The following is a 15,436-nucleotide window of genomic DNA, read 5'->3' as shown; positions in this document are numbered from 1 at the left end:
GCGATCAGAGGCCGTCGTCGTCGGGCGCGCGCCGGGGGTGGACGGTGGCAGAGACGATCTTCCAGTCGCCGTCGACCTTCTCCAGCCGGAGCGCGACGGGCAGCTCGTCGCGCCGGGCCGGGTGGCCGTGCCGGGCGCCCGTGACGGTCGCGGTGGCGGTCACCTCGGCGGTCATGCCGGCCGGATCGACCTGGATCTCCGTGTCGCCGAAGCTCACGTCCGCGGTCTGGTAGACGACCGCGGCCTGGGTCGCGGCCGCGGCGAGCTCGTCGCGGCCGCTGAGCCGGTCGCTGATCTCGACGACGCGGGCGCTCGCCTCCTTCGTGAAGATCTCGGCGAACTCCTTGCGGACGCGGCCGTGGCGCACCAGCGGGTTGCGCTCGCCGTCGTCGATGCGCACCGCGTCCGCGAGCTGGGCGAGCCGGTCGCGGATCCGGTCCTCGTCGGACGGAGAGAGCAGCAGCGCCACCGCGGCGAGGACGGCGCCGAGGGCGATGAGCCCGAGCGGGAGCCAGCGTTTCATGCGGGAAGTATAGGCGACGGGCGCCGCGCGAGCCCACCCGACCCCGGATGGAGCGCGGCAGCGCGCGCCGTCGCCGGCGCCGCGGGGATCCGCGCGATCGCGGCGAGCGCGCCCGCTCAGGCCGTCGCGGCGAACACGGCGAGGACGCCCACCCGGAGGGCGGTCAGGACGGCCTCGCGGAGCCGCGCAGAGCCGAGCACCTCTTTCCAGAGATACCCCGCGATGCCGAGCGACTGGGCCCGTGTCAGCATCATCGGCGCCGGCTGGCCCGTGATGAAGATCACCGGGGCCTCGGTGATGTGCTTGAGCTTCTCGAGCAGCTCCAGGCCATCCATGTCGGGGAGGCGGTAATCGAGGATGATGCAATCGGGCGGGCTCGTCCGGCACACCTCGAGGGCGGCCTTCGCCGTCGGCGCCTCGATCAGCGTGACGTCGATGTCCGCCCAGTCCCGCAGGTAGCGCCCGTAGATCGTGCGATCGATCTCGCTGTCCTCGACGAGGAGAATCACGGCCTTCCGGAGCGCCATGGACGCCACTGTCCTTTGTCCAACCGTTGGACGCAAGTTGGACGTTGCACGCAGCGCGTGGGGAACCACCCCGAATACCGCGGGGGCATCCCCCGATACGATAGGCCCCGTCGCTAGCGCCCGACGATCGGCTCGAGGCACCGGTCGCGCGCGTCGCGCAGCGCGCTGAGCTCGACGTCGATCACCGCGCCGCCGCCCGCCGCGATCGTGAGCCGAGCCCCGCCGGTGGTGCCGAGCTCGGTGCAGGGCACGCCGGCCTCCCTGGCCCTCCGGGCGACCTCGGGGGCGTCCTCGGGCCGGACGCTGACGACGACGCGGCTCGGCGCCTCGCCGAACAGCGCCTCGGCGAGCGCCTCGCGCGCTCCATCGTTCGGCCCCTCCGGCAGCCGCACGCGGGCGCCCACCAGGGCCGCCGGGTCGTCGGCGGCGGCGCAGCACTCGCCGAGCGCGATCGCGAGCCCGCCGTCGGAGACGTCGTGCGCGCTCTGGAGGAGCCGCGGCCGCGAGCGCGCCAGGGCGAGGCAGAGCCCCTGGAGCCGCGCCTCGCGATCGAGATCGATGGCGGGGCTCGGCCCCTTCACCTCGCCGGTGTGGCGCGCGACGTACTCGGAGCCGCCGAGCGGGCCGCCGCGCGGGTCGCCGAGCAGGAGCACCGTGAGGCCGGCGGCCGGGAACGACGCCCGCAGCACGTCGCCCGCGTCCGCGACGAGCCCCACCACCGCGACCGTCGGGGTGGGCAGGATCGCGCGGCCGTCGGTCTCGTTGTAGAGCGACACGTTGCCGCTCACGACCGGCACCGAGAGCGCGCGGCACGCCGCCGCCATGCCGTCGATCGCGAGCGCGAACTGCCGCATGATCTCCGGCCGCTCCGGGTTGCCGAAGTTGAGGCAGTCGGTCAGGCCGATCGGCTCCGCGCCCGCGCACACCACGTTGCGGCACGCCTCGGCCACGGCCATCGCCGCGCCCTGGAACGGGTCGAGCTCGCAGAGCCGGCCGTTGCAGTCGCTCGAGAACGCGAGGAGCTTCTCGAACCGCTTCCCGTCCTTCTCGCAGGGGACGCGCACCACCGCGGCGTCGCTGCCGGCCCGGACCTCGGTGCCGCCCCGCACGATCTGGTCGTACTGCCGCCACACCCACGCGCGGGAGCCGAGGTTCGGCGAGCCCGCCATCGCGAGGAAGAGCTCGGACCACGAGGCCGGCGCCGGGAGGGTGCGCGGGTCGAAGGCCCGGCGCGCCGGCAGCGTGGCGTCGTCGCGCTGGGGGCGGTCGTACTTCGGCGCCGCGTCGGTCAGGAAATCGACCGGGAGGTCGCAGACGACGACCGGATTGCGCGCGGTGCTGGCGGCCGCGGCGCCGAGCGGGTCGTAGCCGGGCGTGGCGCGCACGACCCAGCGGCCCGTGTCGGTGACCTTGCCGATGATCGCCGCGTCGAGCTCCCATTTCGTGCAGATCTCGATGACGCGCGCCTCGCACCCGGGCTTCGCGACGAGGAGCATGCGCTCCTGCGACTCGCTGAGGAGCATCTCGTACGGGGTGAGCCGGGCGGCGCGCCGCGGGACCAGGTCGAGGTCGAGGTCGAGGCCGCTGCCGCTCCGGCCCGCCATCTCGACCGACGACGAGGTGAGCCCCGCGGCGCCCATGTCCTGGACGCCGACGAGCAGGTCCTCGGCGAAGATCTCGAGGCACGCCTCGAGCAGGAGCTTCTCCATGAAGGGGTCGCCGACCTGGACCGTGGGCCGCTGGCTCGGGCCGCCCTCGGAGAACTCGTCCGAGGCCATGGTGGCGCCGTGGATGCCGTCGCGCCCGGTCTTGGCGCCGACGTAGAGCACGTTGTTGCCGATGCCGCTCGCGCGGCCGTAGAAGATGCGGTCGGTGCGGACGACGCCGCAGGTGAAGGCGTTGACGAGGATGTTGCCGTCGTAGGCGCGGTCGAAGAAGAGCTCGCCGCCGACGGTGGGGACGCCGATGCAGTTGCCGTAGCCGCCGACGCCGGCGACGACGCCGCGGAGCAGCTGCGGGGTGCGCGGGTGGTCGGGCCGGCCGAAGCGGAGCGAGTCGAGGTTGGCGATGGGGCGCGCGCCCATCGTGAAGACGTCGCGGAGGATGCCGCCGACGCCGGTGGCGGCGCCCTGGTAGGGCTCGATGTACGACGGGTGGTTGTGCGACTCCATCTTGAAGACGGCCGCGAAGCCGTCGCCGATGTCGACGACGCCGGCGTTCTCGCCGGGGCCCTGGATGACGCGGGGGCCGGCGGTGGGGAGGCGCGAGAGGTGCACGCGCGAGCTCTTGTACGAGCAGTGCTCGCTCCACATGACGCTGAGGACGCCGAGCTCGGTGAACGTCGGCTGCCGCCCGAGGCGCTCGCGGGCGCGCTCCCACTCGCTGGCCGAGAGCTTGTGCGCCTGCGCGAGGGTGAGGTCGACCGGCGGGTCGCCGGGGAAGGGGGTGGGGGCGGCGGGGGGCGGGGCGGCAACGACGGCGCTCATCGCGGGCCTAGCTAGCGCAAGGACGCGAGGAGGGGAAGCAGGGGAGCGACCCCTCCGGCTCACCCGCACAGGAGCCGGGTCCAGATCGGCGTTTTCGGCGCGCAGGCGTGCTCCAGCACCCCCGGGCCCGCCGAGCAGAGCGGGGCTCACCCGCACAGGAGCCGGGTCCAGATCGGCGTTTTCGGCGCGCAGGCGTGCTCCAGCACGCCGAGCACCGAAAACGTCGAGATGGGCCCGGATCCGCAGCGGGTGAGCCCCGCTCTAGGCGTCGCGCCTTCTAAGCATCGCGCTTGACGACGAGGGCCGTGAGGTCGTCGATCTGCTTCGCGGAGCCGGCGAAGCGGCGCACCTCGGCGAGGAGGGCGCCGAGGATGTCCGAGGTGGGGCGCGCGTTCAGGCGGTGGATGAGATCGCCGACGCGCTCCTTGCCGAACACCTGCCCGGCGGCGTCCTGGTACTCGTAAAAACCGTCGGTGAGCAGGACCAGGAGATCGCCCGGCGCCATCACCAGGGGGGGCGGCGGGGGGAGGTCGAGATCCTTGAACATGCCGAGGGGGACCGTCGTGGGATCGCGCCAGACGACCTGGCCCTCGGCCGCCCGGTAATGCAGGAGCGGGCCCTGCCCGGCCGCGTGGTAGCGGAGCTGGTGCGTGACCGGGTCGAGGATCCCGAGGAAGGCGGTGATGAAGCGGTCGTTCGGCAGATCCTCGATGAGCTGCTGGTTGATGTGGTGCATCAGCGCGTCCATGTCGGCCGAGAGGCGCAGGCCGATGCGGAGCATCGCGCGGAACTGCGTCACGCTGAGCGCGGGGCCGATGCCGTGGCCGGCCGCGTCCGCGAGCAGCAGGAGGAGCGGCGACATGTCCGCGCGCTCGTCGAGCCGGATGACGTCGTAGATGTCGCCGCCGGTGTCGTCCGCCGGCTTGCTGAACGCCGACAGCGAGTATCCAGGGCAGCGCGGGAGCCGGCGCAGGAGGATGTTCTGCTGGATGTCGCGCGCGATGGTGAGGTCGTGCTCGAGCTTGATCTTGATCATCCGCTCCTCGAGCAGGAGCGTGCGCTGCACGGCGACGGCCGCCTGCGCCGCGAGCAGCTCCGCGACGTCGCGCTCGTCCGGGCCGAAGTGGCCCACCGCCGAATTCAGCATCTGCAGCACGCCGACGAGCTTGTCGTCGAGCCCGATGAGCGGCACCGTGATCAGGGATTTCGTGTGATATCCCGTCCGGCGGTCGATCTCCGGATTGAACCGCGGGTCGGTATAACAATCGTCGACGACGATGGTCTGGCGCTTGCGCGCGCACTCGCCGGCGATGCCCTTGTCGATGCTGACGCGGATTTGCGTCTCGCCCGTGGCGACACGCGAGTAAAGCTCTTTGGCCTCGGCGTCGTAGAGGAAGACGCTCCCGCGGTCGGCGCCTATCACCTCCCGCCCCGTCTTGATGATGAGCTCGAGCAGCTCGGTGAGATCGCACGGCGCCGCGAGCTTGCGCGAGACGTCCAGGATCAGGATGAGCGACGACGCATCGATCAGGGAGGGAGTGCCCACGCGCATGCGGCCCGAGAGTGTGGGCTACGTGGAAATAGGGGTCAAGACATGGTCTCGCCCGGGATGCTCGTGGCGAGCCCATCGACCAGCGCGTGTCGCTTCCGCCGTCGCTTCCGCCGTCGCTTCCGCCGTCGCTTCCGCCGTGATTTCCCTGGCGGTTCCGTCGTCGGGCCGCCGCGCTTCGCCCGGGGCGCTGCTTTTTTTCGCGCGGCGGCGGCCCCGCGCGCCGCGGCGACGACGCGAGATCGTCGATGCAGCGCGGCGGCCCGCGGGCCCCCGCGTCATCGGCGCTACCACCTCGGCCCTACCTGTCCTAGAACACGCGACGCACACGCCCCTGAAAGCGAGCTCTTCGATGATCCGCCTCCGCCTCGCCGCCCTCGCCCTGCCCGCCGCCCTGGCCGCGGCGGCCTGCGACGCGCCGTCCGCTCCGGTCGGCGCGGCGCCCGACGCCGCGCCCTCCGCCGCCGCGCTGCCGGACCCGCCGCCCTCCGCCGCCGCGCCGCCGGCGAGCGCCCCCGCGGCGCCCGCCGACGCGAGCGCGGTCGCGGCCGACGCGGCGGCGCCGGCCGACGCGGGCGCGCCGGCGGAGGACGCGGGCCGCAAGCCGTCTGTCGACGCCGGCGACGCGGGCGGCGCGGCGGCGGCGCGCGACGCGGGCGGCGGGCGCGCCGAGGCGCCGGCGGCGACCGGCGCGTCCCCGCCGGTCGCGGAGGCGCCGTTCGTCCCGCCGCCCGAGCCCGGGTCCGCGGACGCCGTTGCGGCGGAGGTCGACGCGATCTTCGTGGGCAAGAAGACCTATGTCGCCCGCTTCAAGCAGGAGCACACCCAGAAGATCTCCGGCGCCGTCAAGAAGCAGAGCGGCGCGCTGTCGGTCCAGAAGCCGGACAGGATCTCGTTTCGCTACGATCCGCCGAGCCGGAACCGCATCGTCTCCGACGGCGTGTCGCTGAAGGTCTACGTCGCCGAGGACCGGCAGATGTTCGTCACGCCGGTGAAGAACTCGGAGTATCCGGGCGCGCTCTCGTTCCTGATGGGCCACGGGCTCCGCCCGTCGTTCACGTTCACCTTCAACGAGAAGGCGAGCTTCGAGGGCGGCCCCGTGCTCATCGGCAAGCCGCGGGCGCCGACTCCCCACTACGAGCTCGTGATGTTCTATATCGACAAGGCGCTCCTCGCGAAGAAGGACCCGGGCGTCGTGCGCCGCGTCCTCATCCTCGACGCGCAGGGCAACCGGAACCGGTTCGACTTCGAGAACGCGTCGCAGCCCGCGTCGATCGATGCCGCGGAGTTCCAGTTCACCCCGCCGCCCGGCACCGACGTCAAGCAGAATTGATGATTCCGCGCCCCTCGCTGCCGGAGCTGTTTCCCGACTTTCATCCGGAGTGGATCCTCGCCGAGGACGCGGATCTCATCGTCGTCGACAAGCCGGCTGGCCTGTCGACGCACGCGCCCGAGGCGGACCGGATCGACGACGTGGTGACGCGCCTCCGCGCCTTCCTCCGCGGCCGGGGCGACGCGGAGGCGTACCTCGGGATCCACCAGCGGCTCGATCGCGACACGTCGGGGGTCCTGCTGTTCACGCGGCGGCGCGAGGCGAACGCCGCCGTCGCGCGGCAGTTCGAGGGGCGCACCGTGCAAAAGACGTACGTCGCCGCCGTGTCCGGCTTCGGCGATCGCGCGCCGCGCGGCACGCTGCGGCACCGCCTCGTCCCGGCGCCGGGCGGCGCGATGCGCGCGCTCGCCGAGGCCGGCGCGGGGCGAGAGGATCGGGGCGCAAGGCGGCAGGATCGGGGCGCGAGGCGAGAGGATCGGGGCGCCGGGCGGGAAGACCGGGGCGCGGGCGGCCAGGAGCGAGCCGCCGGCGGCGCGCTGGCGATCACCCGCTACCGGCTCCTCGAGCGCCGCGGCGACCGCGCCCTGCTCGAGCTCCGGCCCGAGACCGGCCGCACCCACCAGCTCCGGGTGCAGCTCGCCGCGATCGGCCTGCCCATCGCCGGCGATCCGCTCTACGGCGGCGCCGAGGCCCCGCGCCTGCTCCTGCACGCCGCCGAGCTCCGCCTCGATCACCCGGCCACCGGCGCGGCCGCGACCTTCCGATCGCAGCTGCCGGCGGCGTTCGAGGCGTGGCTCGCGGACGCGCCGGCGGACCCGTACGCGGGGGGCGTCGCGGCCGTCGAGCGCGCCATGCGCGAGGCCGCCGAGCGGCGCTACGCCGTCGCGCGCGCCGGCGACACCACGGCGTTCCGGCTCGTCCACGGCGCGGGCGACGGGCTCCCCTCCCTCTCGGTCGACCTCTACGGCGAGCACCTCGTCGTGGCGCTGTTCGGCGCGGGCGAGGGCGAGCCGGGCGCGCCGCCGCGCGACGTCGTGCTCGACGCGGCCCACCGGCTCGGGGCGAGGGGCGTCTACCTCAAGGTGCGCCCGAAGCACGCGAGCGTGATCGTCGACGCGCGGCGCGAGGAGTTCGCGCCGCGGCACGCCGTCCGGGGGGAGAGCGCCCCCGAGGAGCTCACGATCTTCGAGCACGGCCTGCCGTACAAGGTGCGGCTCGGCGACGGGCTCTCGACCGGCATCTTCCTCGACCAGCGCGAGAACCGGCGGCGCGTGCGCGAGCTCGCCCGGGGCGCCCGGGTGCTGAACCTGTTCGCCTACACGGGCGCGTTCACCGTCGCGGCCGTGGCGGGCGGCGCGCGCGAGAGCGTCACCGTCGACGTGTCCCGGGGCGCGATCGCCTGGGCGCGCGAGAACCTCGACGCGATCGGCGCGGACCCGGCGGCGCACGTCGTGGTCGAGGCCGACGTGTTCCCGTGGCTGAAGGCCGCCGCCCAGGCCGGCCAGCGCTTCGACCTCATCGTGCTCGATCCGCCGAGCTTCGCGACCACGAAGAAGAGCCGCTTCAGCGCGGCGAGCGACTTCGGGGCGCTCGCCGCGCTCGCCTTCCGACTGCTCGCCCCGGGCGGCCGGCTCCTCGCCTGCACCAACCACCGCGGCATCGCGCGCGCCAAGTTCCGGCGCCATTTGCACGAGGCCGCGCGTGAAGCAGGATGCGACGTCGTGCAGATGAAAGACCTCCCCGATCCCGTCGATTTTCCGAGCGAGCCGGGCATGGACCCCCACCTGAAGAGCGTGCTCGCCACCGTCGGCGCGCCGGCGGCCAGGGCCGGCGCATCCGCGAAGGGCGCGCCGGCGGCGAAGGGCGCGCCGGCGGCGAAGGGCGCGCCGGCCCGCGGCGCTCGCCGAGGGGCCGCCGCGCCGGCCCGGGCGCCTCGCCGGGGGGCGCGATGAGCCAGCGCCGTCTCCTCATCACGATCCGCTCGTACGCCTACCTGGAGCCCGCCTTCCTCGCCGCGGGCGACTTCGAGCGCGGCCTTGTCGAGCGCAAGAGCTTCCCGGACGGCGAGCGCTACCTGCGGGTCGCGGTCGACTGCTGGGGGCGCGACGTGGTCCTGCTCGGCGGCGCGCCGCAGGACCTCGACTGGCTCGAGATCTACGACCTCGGCTGCGCCATCTCGCGCGCCGGCGCCCGGTCGCTCTCCATCGTGATGCCGTATTTCGGCTACGCGACCATGGAGCGGGCCGTGAAGCCGGGCGAGGTGGTGACCGCGAAGACGCGGGCGCGGCTCATCTCGGCGATCCCGACGTGCGACGCGGGCACGCGCATCTTCCTCTTCGATCTGCACACCGACGGCATCGAGTTCTACTTCAGCGACTCGCACGTGACGCGCCACCTCTACGGCGCCCCGCTCATCACGCAGGCGGTCCGCGCGCTGATGGGCGATCGCCCGTACGTGCTCGCCGCCACGGACGCCGGACGGGCCAAGTGGGTGCAGAGCCTCGCCCGCGGCCTCGGCGTCGAGCCGGCGTTCGTCTACAAGGAGCGGCGGGGCGACGGGGTCGGCGTGACCGGCGTCAACGCCGACGTCTCGGGCCGCGAGGTCGTCATCTACGACGACATGGTCCGCACCGGATCGTCGCTCGTCCAGGCGGGGCGCGCCTACCTCGCCGCCGGGGCGTCGAAGGTCCACGCCGTCGCGAGCCACCTGGTCCTGCCGGGCGACTCGCTCGAGAAGATCAGGAAGGCGGGCGTGTTCACGACGCTGCTCGGCACCGACTCGCACCCTGGCAGCCAGCAGCTCGCCGACACGCCCGGCGCCCTGCAATCGGTGGCGCCGCTCGTCGTGCGCGCGCTCGAGCGCGAAACCTAGAGCACCGTCACCCGGGGCCCGACGCCGGCGCGGGCCGGCCGCCCAGCTCCCCGTAGAGGCCGGTGAGCCGCTCGACGACGGCCGAGATGTCGTACCGCGCCCGCGCCCGCTCCCAGGCGCCGCGGCCCACCCGCTCGCGGAGCTCGACCGAGCCGAGCAGCCGGCTGATCCGCTCGGCGAGCGCGTCCACGTCGCCCGCCGCGATCAGGAAGCCGCTCTCGCCGTCGGCGATCACCTCGGGGACCGCGCCGACCCGGGTCGCCACCACCGGCCGGGCCGCCGCCATCGCCTCCAGGAGCGCGATCGGCAGCCCCTCCGCGTGGGACGGGAGGATGAACACGCTGCTCCCCTCGAGCACCCGGGACTTCGCCTCGCCGCGCACGCTGCCCAGGAACCGCACGCTGTCGCCCAGGCCGAGCTCCGCGACCAGGCGCTTGTAGCGGGCGAGGGCGTCGGGCTCCGCCGGCCCGGCGAGGTTGAGCACCGCGGCGGGGTGCTGCCGCACCACCTGCGCGAACGCCCGGATCGCCTCCGGGACGCCCTTGCGGTCGTCGATGGAGCCGAGGAGCAGCACGCTCGGGGCGGCGGGGAGCGGGAGCGGCGCGGCCGGCACGGAGACCGCGTTCTCCAGGGTGACGATGCGGGAGCCTGGCGCGACGCGGCCGAGGTAATCGGCCCAGTACGCGCTCAGCGCGATCACCGCGTCCGCGTCGCGCAGGCTCCGGGCGATCCACCCCTTGAGCCGGCTCTCTGCGACGAAGTCCTCGAACTTGCTGCCGTGGATGTGCAGGATCGTCCGGTAGCCGAGCCACTGGCCGAGCTGCGAGAAGACCGCCTTCTCGTAGAAGGACCACCCGTACGACGAGTGGATGTGCAGGACGCGGCACCCGGGGCTGTTGGCGACGATCGCCGCGCACCCGCGGGCGAAGCGCGCCAGCTTGCCCCGCAGCCCGGGCTCGGGGGCGGTGTCGCAATGGCGCGTGGGGATCCGCTCCAGCATGGTCTCCACGTAGGTCGCGATCCCCCCCACCGCCGGGGCCCGGGGGCCGATCACCAGCACGCCCGCGCGCTCAGCCATCGGCGCCCTCGCTCGCTTGCTTCAGGATCCGGGCGGGGACGCCGCCCACCGTCGCGCCCGCCGGGACGTCCTTGACCACCACCGCGTTCGCCCCCACCACCGCGCCGCGCCCGATGCGGATCGGGCCGAGGATCTTCGCGCCGGCGCCCAGGTAGACGTCGTCCTCGATCACCGGCACCCCGGTTTGGCCCTGGCGCCCGCCGATCGTCACCTGCTGGGCGATGACCACGTTCCTGCCGATCCGCGCCTGCGCGTGGATCACCACTCCCATCCCGCCGTACCCGAACCGGGTGCCGGCGCCGATCTCGGCGCTGGGCGGGATCGAGCTGTTGTAGACGAGGAAGGTCGTCCAGTAGAGCAGCTTGGGGACCACGGGGATTTGCTTGGCGTGGAACCAGTGCGCGACGTTGTACAGATGGATGGCGTTCATGGAGTTCTCGACGGCTCTCGCCCGGGCCGGCCAGGCCAGCCGTCCACCGGCATGGCCAGCATGGCTCGCGCCGCGGCGGCGCCCGGCGCCCCGGCGAGCGGGGCCTCGTCCTCGTCCTGGTACTGGCGCTGATAGGTCTCCGCCATCGTCGCCACGTCGGAGGGAGAAGGAAATCCAAACGTCTCGGAACGTCAAGCCCCAACTGCGGGGCGTGCCCGTGGTTGACAGGGCGATGTTCTATGCTATCCGGCGCTCCCGCGCCGACCGCTCCGGCGCGAAGCTTACCAACGCAAGGCTCTCCGGAGCGAAGCTGACGTCGATCGCGGCATGATCGATCAAGGAAGCCCGACGACCAGCGGCGAGCGTTGGAGTCGCCGCACACGATGACGCTAGCGTGCCCGTCGGAATGCTGCGCTGGCCGCATCGACGCGCACCATGGTGCGATATTCTCATGATGAAGCCAGATTTCGCGGCGCTCGTGGCGTCCGTCGTGACGCTGATGAGCGCCTTCATCATGGGCTGCGGGGCTGACTGCGAGAGCACCTGCGAGAAAGCGCATGACGCAGGCTGCGGATACATGTGGACGAGACGAGAGGCGCTCGACCCCAGTCAGCCCCCGAGGCCAGCCTGGACTTGCGCCAGCCTATGCGCGGACATCGAGAGAAAGAGCGAGGTGGCCGACTGTACGAGCGAGCTCGATGACTACATGGGCTGCGTCGACGACCAGCGCAACGTTTGCGAGACCGGCACATGCGTCTCGGAGGGGATTCGTCACACGGGATGCATGCTAAGCTACTGCGCGAAGCATGGCGAGGGGCTGTGCTCATCTCTGTAATCGGCGCCTGAGCGCGCGCCCAACCCTGGTCGGGCGACCCGGGTTGTGACCCGACCGCCCCGATCGGGTCGCGCTCACTGGCTCGAGCCCTTCCCGGCGCTGCATTCAGCGCCGGGGCACAGCGCACGACCACGTCAACGCGCGTCCTGAACTCTCGGGCTGGCGCATCGTGGCTCATCATGGCTAATGATGGATATGCCCGTGCCTCTGCGAGCCGGAGCTCGCCGGAAACCGACGCGGGCCGCATACTAGAGAGGTTTTTTTCGCTGGGACTGGCACATCGTCCTCCGTCTCTCGTTCACGTCCCCGTCTCCCGTCTCCCGTCTTTCGTCTCCCGTCTTTCGTCTTCGCTCTTCCGTGCGCGTGCGCGTGCGCGCTGATTACGGGGAATCGCGCACGCGCACGCGCACGAGGGACGCGCACGAAGACGGGAGACGGGGGACGGGAGACGCAGGACGGGGGACGGGGGACGGGGAACGCAGGACGGGGGACGGGGGACGGGGAACGCAGGACGGGGAACGCAGGACGGGGAACGCAGGACGGGGAACGCAGGACGGCAACCCCATGGAGAGCCTACCGCCAGATGAACGGATGAACCGGCTGATTCCGAGGTTCCTGGCAGATGGGGCGTGTCGGGCGGGGCAGGATGCCGGGTTGTGCAGCGCCGGACCGCTGTCCGAGGCATCTCGCTTGCACCCGCGACGGGACGAGGACGTCATCGCTGCATCGCGCGCGCTGCGCCTCGGTCGAAAGGGGAGGTACCATCATGAGCACTCTTCGCAAGGTCCACCTGGGTCTCGGTCTCGCCTTCGTGACGGCGCTCGGCTTCGTGGCGGGCCCCGTGTTCGCGGACACCCCCTCCGATGACGAGTCGGTCGGCGAGGCCGCTTCGGCCCTCTCCTACTCCTGCACGATGTCGGGTCCTCCGGGGTACAGGGCCGACGCGATCTTGACCCTCCTCCCGAACGGGACGTGCCGCCGGGATCGCACGGGCGTCCCCGGCCTGGTGACCACGCCCTCGTGCCACGAGGTGGCGAGGACCATCGGCTGTATCCTCATCAACTGATCAACGACCGCTCCGCCGAGCGTCCCGCAGCGCGCCGCGCCTGCTCCCGCCGTGGGATCCAGCGCCCGAGGGGACATCCTCCGTGGCGAGGATGCTCGCCCGGAACCCGCGCTTCGTGGATCTTTGCACCGGGCATGAACGGACGCATGCTCGGCGCAAAACCCGATAGACTGCCATGCGTGGACGCCACGACTCACCACGACGCGGAGCGACCTCCGTCGATCCCGCCTGCAGCCAGGTACAACCCCGCGCAAGGGACGTTCGAGCTCGGGGAGACGGACGCCGACGGCCGCCCTTCCGGCGAACGCCTGGCGTACCGCGCGAGCGACGGCTCGTTGCTCTCGCGCTGCTGCTACGCGGACGGGGTGAAGGACGGGCCGTTCACCGTGTTCCACCCGAACGGTCAACCCGCGCAGCGCGGGCGCTACCGGGGCGGCCAGCTCGACGGCGAGGTGGTGGCGTACGGCAGCGACGCCCCGACCGAGCTCAGGCTGCGACGGTGCTGCGTGCCGCCCGGCGCCTGGGAGCTGCGAACGCAGGTCAGGCAGGGGCAGATCCTGCGCGAGGTCTTTCACGACCGCGCCGGATACCCGATCTCCGCGGACGGCTCCCGCTGGCCCGAGCGACCCGCCGGCGTCGCCGAAGCGGCGGACTACGACCAGGGCTCGCAACGCTGGATCCTCGTCGAGGAGGACGAAGCCTCGGCCGCGACCCTCCACCGTTACTTCACGACCGCGGGCAAGCCCGCTCAGGAGATCGAAGTTCGCGCTGGAGCGCGTTATCGCGAGCTCCAGTACGACGCCACGGGGCGCCCTTCCGAGGAGCGGCACCTCGATCCCGAGGGACGCTTGCACGGCCCGTCCACCCGCTGGTTCCCCGATTCGGACGCGAGCCCTTACCTCGATCCGCGCGTGCGCGAGGAGCGCGGTCAGTACGCGCACGGGCACCCCGTCGGAGCGTTCACGATGCTCGACGCGGACGGGGCGCCGGTCGCTCGGCGCGAGCTCGGCGCGGCCCTCGACGAGGCCAGCCTCGTCGCGTCGCCCGCGCTCGCCGAGGACCTCGCGGCGTGGGAGGCCGAGCGCGTCTGGGCCCTCGCGCGAGAGCTCTTGCAGGGCGGCCGCGCGCGCGAGGCCTGCTGCGCCGCGGCCCGCGCGGCGGTGCGCGGCGGCGAGCGCGAGCGGCTCGCCGAGCTCCTGCGCGCCGCGACGCTGCAGCCAAGGCCCGAGATCGCGGCGCGACGCGGGCGAGCGCTGCTCGAGGCGACCGACGTGACCGCGCTCGCCGCCCTGGACGCGCTCCTGCTCGGCGCCGAGCCGAGCGCAGCCTACCGCAAGCTCGCCGCCGCGTTTCCGGGCTCGCGCCGCGTCGCGCTCTCGCTCGTCGAGGCGGCGATGCTGCTCGAGCCCGAGCGCCGCTCGACCTGCATCACGCGCGCGCTCCTGCGGCTCGATCTCGGCGACACGCGCGGCGTGCTCGAGGACGCCGATCGCATCGAGCCCGAGGCGCCCGCCGTGGCCGAGCACCTCAGGACGGTGGTGCGGGTGCTGTTCGCGGAGCTCGATTTCTGGCCGGCGCGCCAGGCCATCGATCCGGTGCCGGGCGACGCGTCGGTCGAGGTCGAGGTCGGCCAGCCGATCGAGCAGGTCCGGCAGGAGATCCAGGTCTACGCCACCCGCTTGATGCGCTTGCGCGAGGCCGTGCAGCGCGGCCTGTCGGGCGCGGAGCCGTGTCCGTGGCTCCCGCCGGACCTGTCGCACCTCTTGCCGGAGGGGCCGGTGGAGCTCGCGCGGACCGAGGCGACGTTGACCGAGGAGACGGAGAATGGCGTGGAGACCGTCGAGCTCACCGTGGACGAGACGCTCGACCCGGGAGCCCTGCCGGTCTCCCTCCTGATGCGAAGGGTCCGCGCCGAGTGGGCCGCCCTCTGCTGGCTTTGCTGGTCGGCCGGCCTCGACCGCGTCGCGCTGCCGGAGCGCATCGCGCACCGGCCCGACTTCACGGCGGCGGTCAACATGGCGCTCTCCCGCTGCTTCCGCGCGCGCGACCAGCGGCAGACCGGCGGGCTCGTCAGCCGGGCGCGCGGCGTGCCGGGCTTCGTCTGGGAAGGGCACGCGATCGACGAGCTCGACCCCACGCTCGCGGCCATCGCGGACGACGAGACCTTCGAGGTGCGCTGCCTCTTCGCGTGGCTCCTGTTCCCGGAGAACCTCTCCCCGTTCCAGAGCGATATCCGCGCTGCGTGACGCCGATTCAGGGGCGATGGGACGTTATTGATTGTCTCGCGCCGCCGCTCCAGCCCTGAGCCCGCGCCGCCGGGCGCGGAATTCTCTTGCCGGCGCCGATCGGCGCGTGGATGCTCTCCCCGGATGCGCGGGTGGCGCGCAGAAAGGATGAGCGTCGAGGCCATGGACGAGCTCGTACGACAAGTCGCAGAGAAGGTGGGCATCTCGGAAGACAAGGCGCGCGTGGCCGTGGAGACGGTGGTCAATTTCCTCAAAGCGAAGCTCCCTGCTCCGCTCGCCGCCCACGTCGACACCGCGCTCGGCGCCGCCGCCCCCGCCATCGCCAACCTGGACGTGGGCGGCCTCGCGAGCTCCCTCGGCGGCCTCTTCGGCAAGAAGTAGCCTCGCCCCCTTCGCTGGGGCTGCCCGCCCTCTCCCTTCCACCGAGCACCTCCCCTTCTCCCGACCTCGACGGCGCGGCCTCCGCGCTCCTCCAGGCCGAGGCGCGCTCA

General features: G+C 72.9%; 13 protein-coding genes. 6 read left to right on the top strand and 7 right to left on the bottom strand.

Annotation, left to right across the window (positions count from 1 at the left end):
* Nucleotides 1-4: 4 nt before the first annotated feature.
* The 4 genes from WMF26_RS38350 to WMF26_RS38335 form a co-directional block, all read right to left on the bottom strand.
* Entirely contained in the window at nucleotides 5-523 is a 519-nt protein-coding gene (locus tag WMF26_RS38350) for a nuclear transport factor 2 family protein (protein ID WP_061628398.1), read from the bottom strand.
* A gap of 116 nt (nucleotides 524-639) precedes the next feature.
* Complete coding sequence (locus WMF26_RS38345) at nucleotides 640-1,050, bottom strand: response regulator (protein WP_061628399.1); 411 nt, start codon at nucleotides 1,048-1,050, stop codon at nucleotides 640-642.
* Nucleotides 1,051-1,163: 113 nt separating this feature from the next.
* Complete coding sequence (purL, locus tag WMF26_RS38340) at nucleotides 1,164-3,536, bottom strand: phosphoribosylformylglycinamidine synthase subunit PurL (protein WP_437996759.1); 2,373 nt, start codon at nucleotides 3,534-3,536, stop codon at nucleotides 1,164-1,166.
* A 277-nt stretch (nucleotides 3,537-3,813) separates the two neighbouring features.
* A complete protein-coding gene (locus WMF26_RS38335) occupies nucleotides 3,814-5,088 on the bottom strand; it encodes a SpoIIE family protein phosphatase (RefSeq protein WP_437333140.1) in 1,275 nt (424 codons plus the stop codon).
* Between the two features lie 349 nt (nucleotides 5,089-5,437).
* On the opposite strand from WMF26_RS38335, the gene WMF26_RS38330 reads away from it, so the two are divergent.
* The 3 genes from WMF26_RS38330 to prs are packed head-to-tail and all read left to right on the top strand — an operon-like array spanning nucleotide 5,438 to nucleotide 9,290.
* A complete protein-coding gene (locus WMF26_RS38330) occupies nucleotides 5,438-6,418 on the top strand; it encodes a LolA family protein (RefSeq protein ID WP_437996758.1) in 981 nt (326 codons plus the stop codon).
* The gene (locus WMF26_RS38325; RefSeq protein ID WP_437996757.1) at nucleotides 6,418-8,370 is read left to right on the top strand and encodes a class I SAM-dependent methyltransferase; all 1,953 of its coding nucleotides are present in this window, start codon (nucleotides 6,418-6,420) and stop codon (nucleotides 8,368-8,370) included. The genes WMF26_RS38330 and WMF26_RS38325 overlap by 1 nt, the downstream gene beginning before the upstream one ends.
* Entirely contained in the window at nucleotides 8,367-9,290 is a 924-nt protein-coding gene (gene prs / locus WMF26_RS38320) for a ribose-phosphate diphosphokinase (RefSeq protein WP_061624325.1), read from the top strand. Before WMF26_RS38325 ends, prs begins: the two co-directional genes overlap by 4 nt.
* A 7-nt stretch (nucleotides 9,291-9,297) precedes the next feature.
* On the opposite strand, the gene WMF26_RS38315 is transcribed toward prs, so the two are convergent.
* Genes WMF26_RS38315 through WMF26_RS38305 form a run of 3 tightly spaced genes read right to left on the bottom strand, consistent with a single transcriptional unit; the run spans nucleotide 9,298 to nucleotide 10,944 of the window.
* Nucleotides 9,298-10,368, bottom strand: a complete 1,071-nt coding sequence (locus WMF26_RS38315) for a glycosyltransferase family 4 protein (protein ID WP_437996756.1) — start codon at nucleotides 10,366-10,368, stop codon at nucleotides 9,298-9,300.
* Nucleotides 10,361-10,798, bottom strand: coding sequence for a serine O-acetyltransferase (locus WMF26_RS38310; protein WP_437996755.1), 438 nt, complete (start codon nucleotides 10,796-10,798; stop codon nucleotides 10,361-10,363). Before WMF26_RS38310 ends, WMF26_RS38315 begins: the two co-directional genes overlap by 8 nt.
* On the bottom strand, nucleotides 10,795-10,944 hold the full coding sequence (locus WMF26_RS38305; protein WP_437996754.1) for a hypothetical protein: 150 nt from the start codon (nucleotides 10,942-10,944) through the stop codon (nucleotides 10,795-10,797). Before WMF26_RS38305 ends, WMF26_RS38310 begins: the two co-directional genes overlap by 4 nt.
* Before the next feature lie 1,455 nt (nucleotides 10,945-12,399).
* Here WMF26_RS38305 and WMF26_RS38300 point away from each other — a divergent pair.
* The 3 genes from WMF26_RS38300 (at nucleotide 12,400) to WMF26_RS38290 (ending at nucleotide 15,326) form a co-directional block, all read left to right on the top strand.
* The gene (locus WMF26_RS38300) at nucleotides 12,400-12,699 is read left to right on the top strand and encodes a hypothetical protein (protein ID WP_437996753.1); all 300 of its coding nucleotides are present in this window, start codon (nucleotides 12,400-12,402) and stop codon (nucleotides 12,697-12,699) included.
* Nucleotides 12,700-12,878: 179 nt separating this feature from the next.
* Nucleotides 12,879-14,945, top strand: a complete 2,067-nt coding sequence (locus WMF26_RS38295) for a hypothetical protein (protein ID WP_437996752.1) — start codon at nucleotides 12,879-12,881, stop codon at nucleotides 14,943-14,945.
* A gap of 162 nt (nucleotides 14,946-15,107) precedes the next feature.
* Complete coding sequence (locus WMF26_RS38290) at nucleotides 15,108-15,326, top strand: hypothetical protein (protein ID WP_044989269.1); 219 nt, start codon at nucleotides 15,108-15,110, stop codon at nucleotides 15,324-15,326.
* Nucleotides 15,327-15,436: the final 110 nt, after the last annotated feature.

This window comes from Sorangium sp. So ce185, assembly GCF_051526825.1.
Taxonomy (GTDB): Bacteria; Myxococcota_A; Polyangia; order Polyangiales; family Polyangiaceae; genus Sorangium; species Sorangium cellulosum_D.
Note: the sequence above shows the minus strand (reverse complement) of the source record. Positions and strands in the feature narration are given on the sequence as shown.

What these genes read in the sequence shown, in the direction of transcription:
- WMF26_RS38350 (WP_061628398.1), bottom strand. Translation starts at nt 523, where the DNA reads ATGAAACGCTGGCTCCCGCTCGGGCTCATCGCCCTCGGCGCCGTCCTC.
- WMF26_RS38345 (WP_061628399.1), bottom strand. Translation starts at nt 1,050, where the DNA reads ATGGCGCTCCGGAAGGCCGTGATTCTCCTCGTCGAGGACAGCGAGATC.
- purL (WP_437996759.1), bottom strand. Translation starts at nt 3,536, where the DNA reads ATGAGCGCCGTCGTTGCCGCCCCGCCCCCCGCCGCCCCCACCCCCTTC.
- WMF26_RS38335 (WP_437333140.1), bottom strand. Translation starts at nt 5,088, where the DNA reads ATGCGCGTGGGCACTCCCTCCCTGATCGATGCGTCGTCGCTCATCCTG.
- WMF26_RS38330 (WP_437996758.1), top strand. Translation starts at nt 5,438, where the DNA reads ATGATCCGCCTCCGCCTCGCCGCCCTCGCCCTGCCCGCCGCCCTGGCC.
- WMF26_RS38325 (WP_437996757.1), top strand. Translation starts at nt 6,418, where the DNA reads ATGATTCCGCGCCCCTCGCTGCCGGAGCTGTTTCCCGACTTTCATCCG.
- prs (WP_061624325.1), top strand. Translation starts at nt 8,367, where the DNA reads ATGAGCCAGCGCCGTCTCCTCATCACGATCCGCTCGTACGCCTACCTG.
- WMF26_RS38315 (WP_437996756.1), bottom strand. Translation starts at nt 10,368, where the DNA reads ATGGCTGAGCGCGCGGGCGTGCTGGTGATCGGCCCCCGGGCCCCGGCG.
- WMF26_RS38310 (WP_437996755.1), bottom strand. Translation starts at nt 10,798, where the DNA reads ATGAACGCCATCCATCTGTACAACGTCGCGCACTGGTTCCACGCCAAG.
- WMF26_RS38305 (WP_437996754.1), bottom strand. Translation starts at nt 10,944, where the DNA reads ATGGCGGAGACCTATCAGCGCCAGTACCAGGACGAGGACGAGGCCCCG.
- WMF26_RS38300 (WP_437996753.1), top strand. Translation starts at nt 12,400, where the DNA reads ATGAGCACTCTTCGCAAGGTCCACCTGGGTCTCGGTCTCGCCTTCGTG.
- WMF26_RS38290 (WP_044989269.1), top strand. Translation starts at nt 15,108, where the DNA reads ATGGACGAGCTCGTACGACAAGTCGCAGAGAAGGTGGGCATCTCGGAA.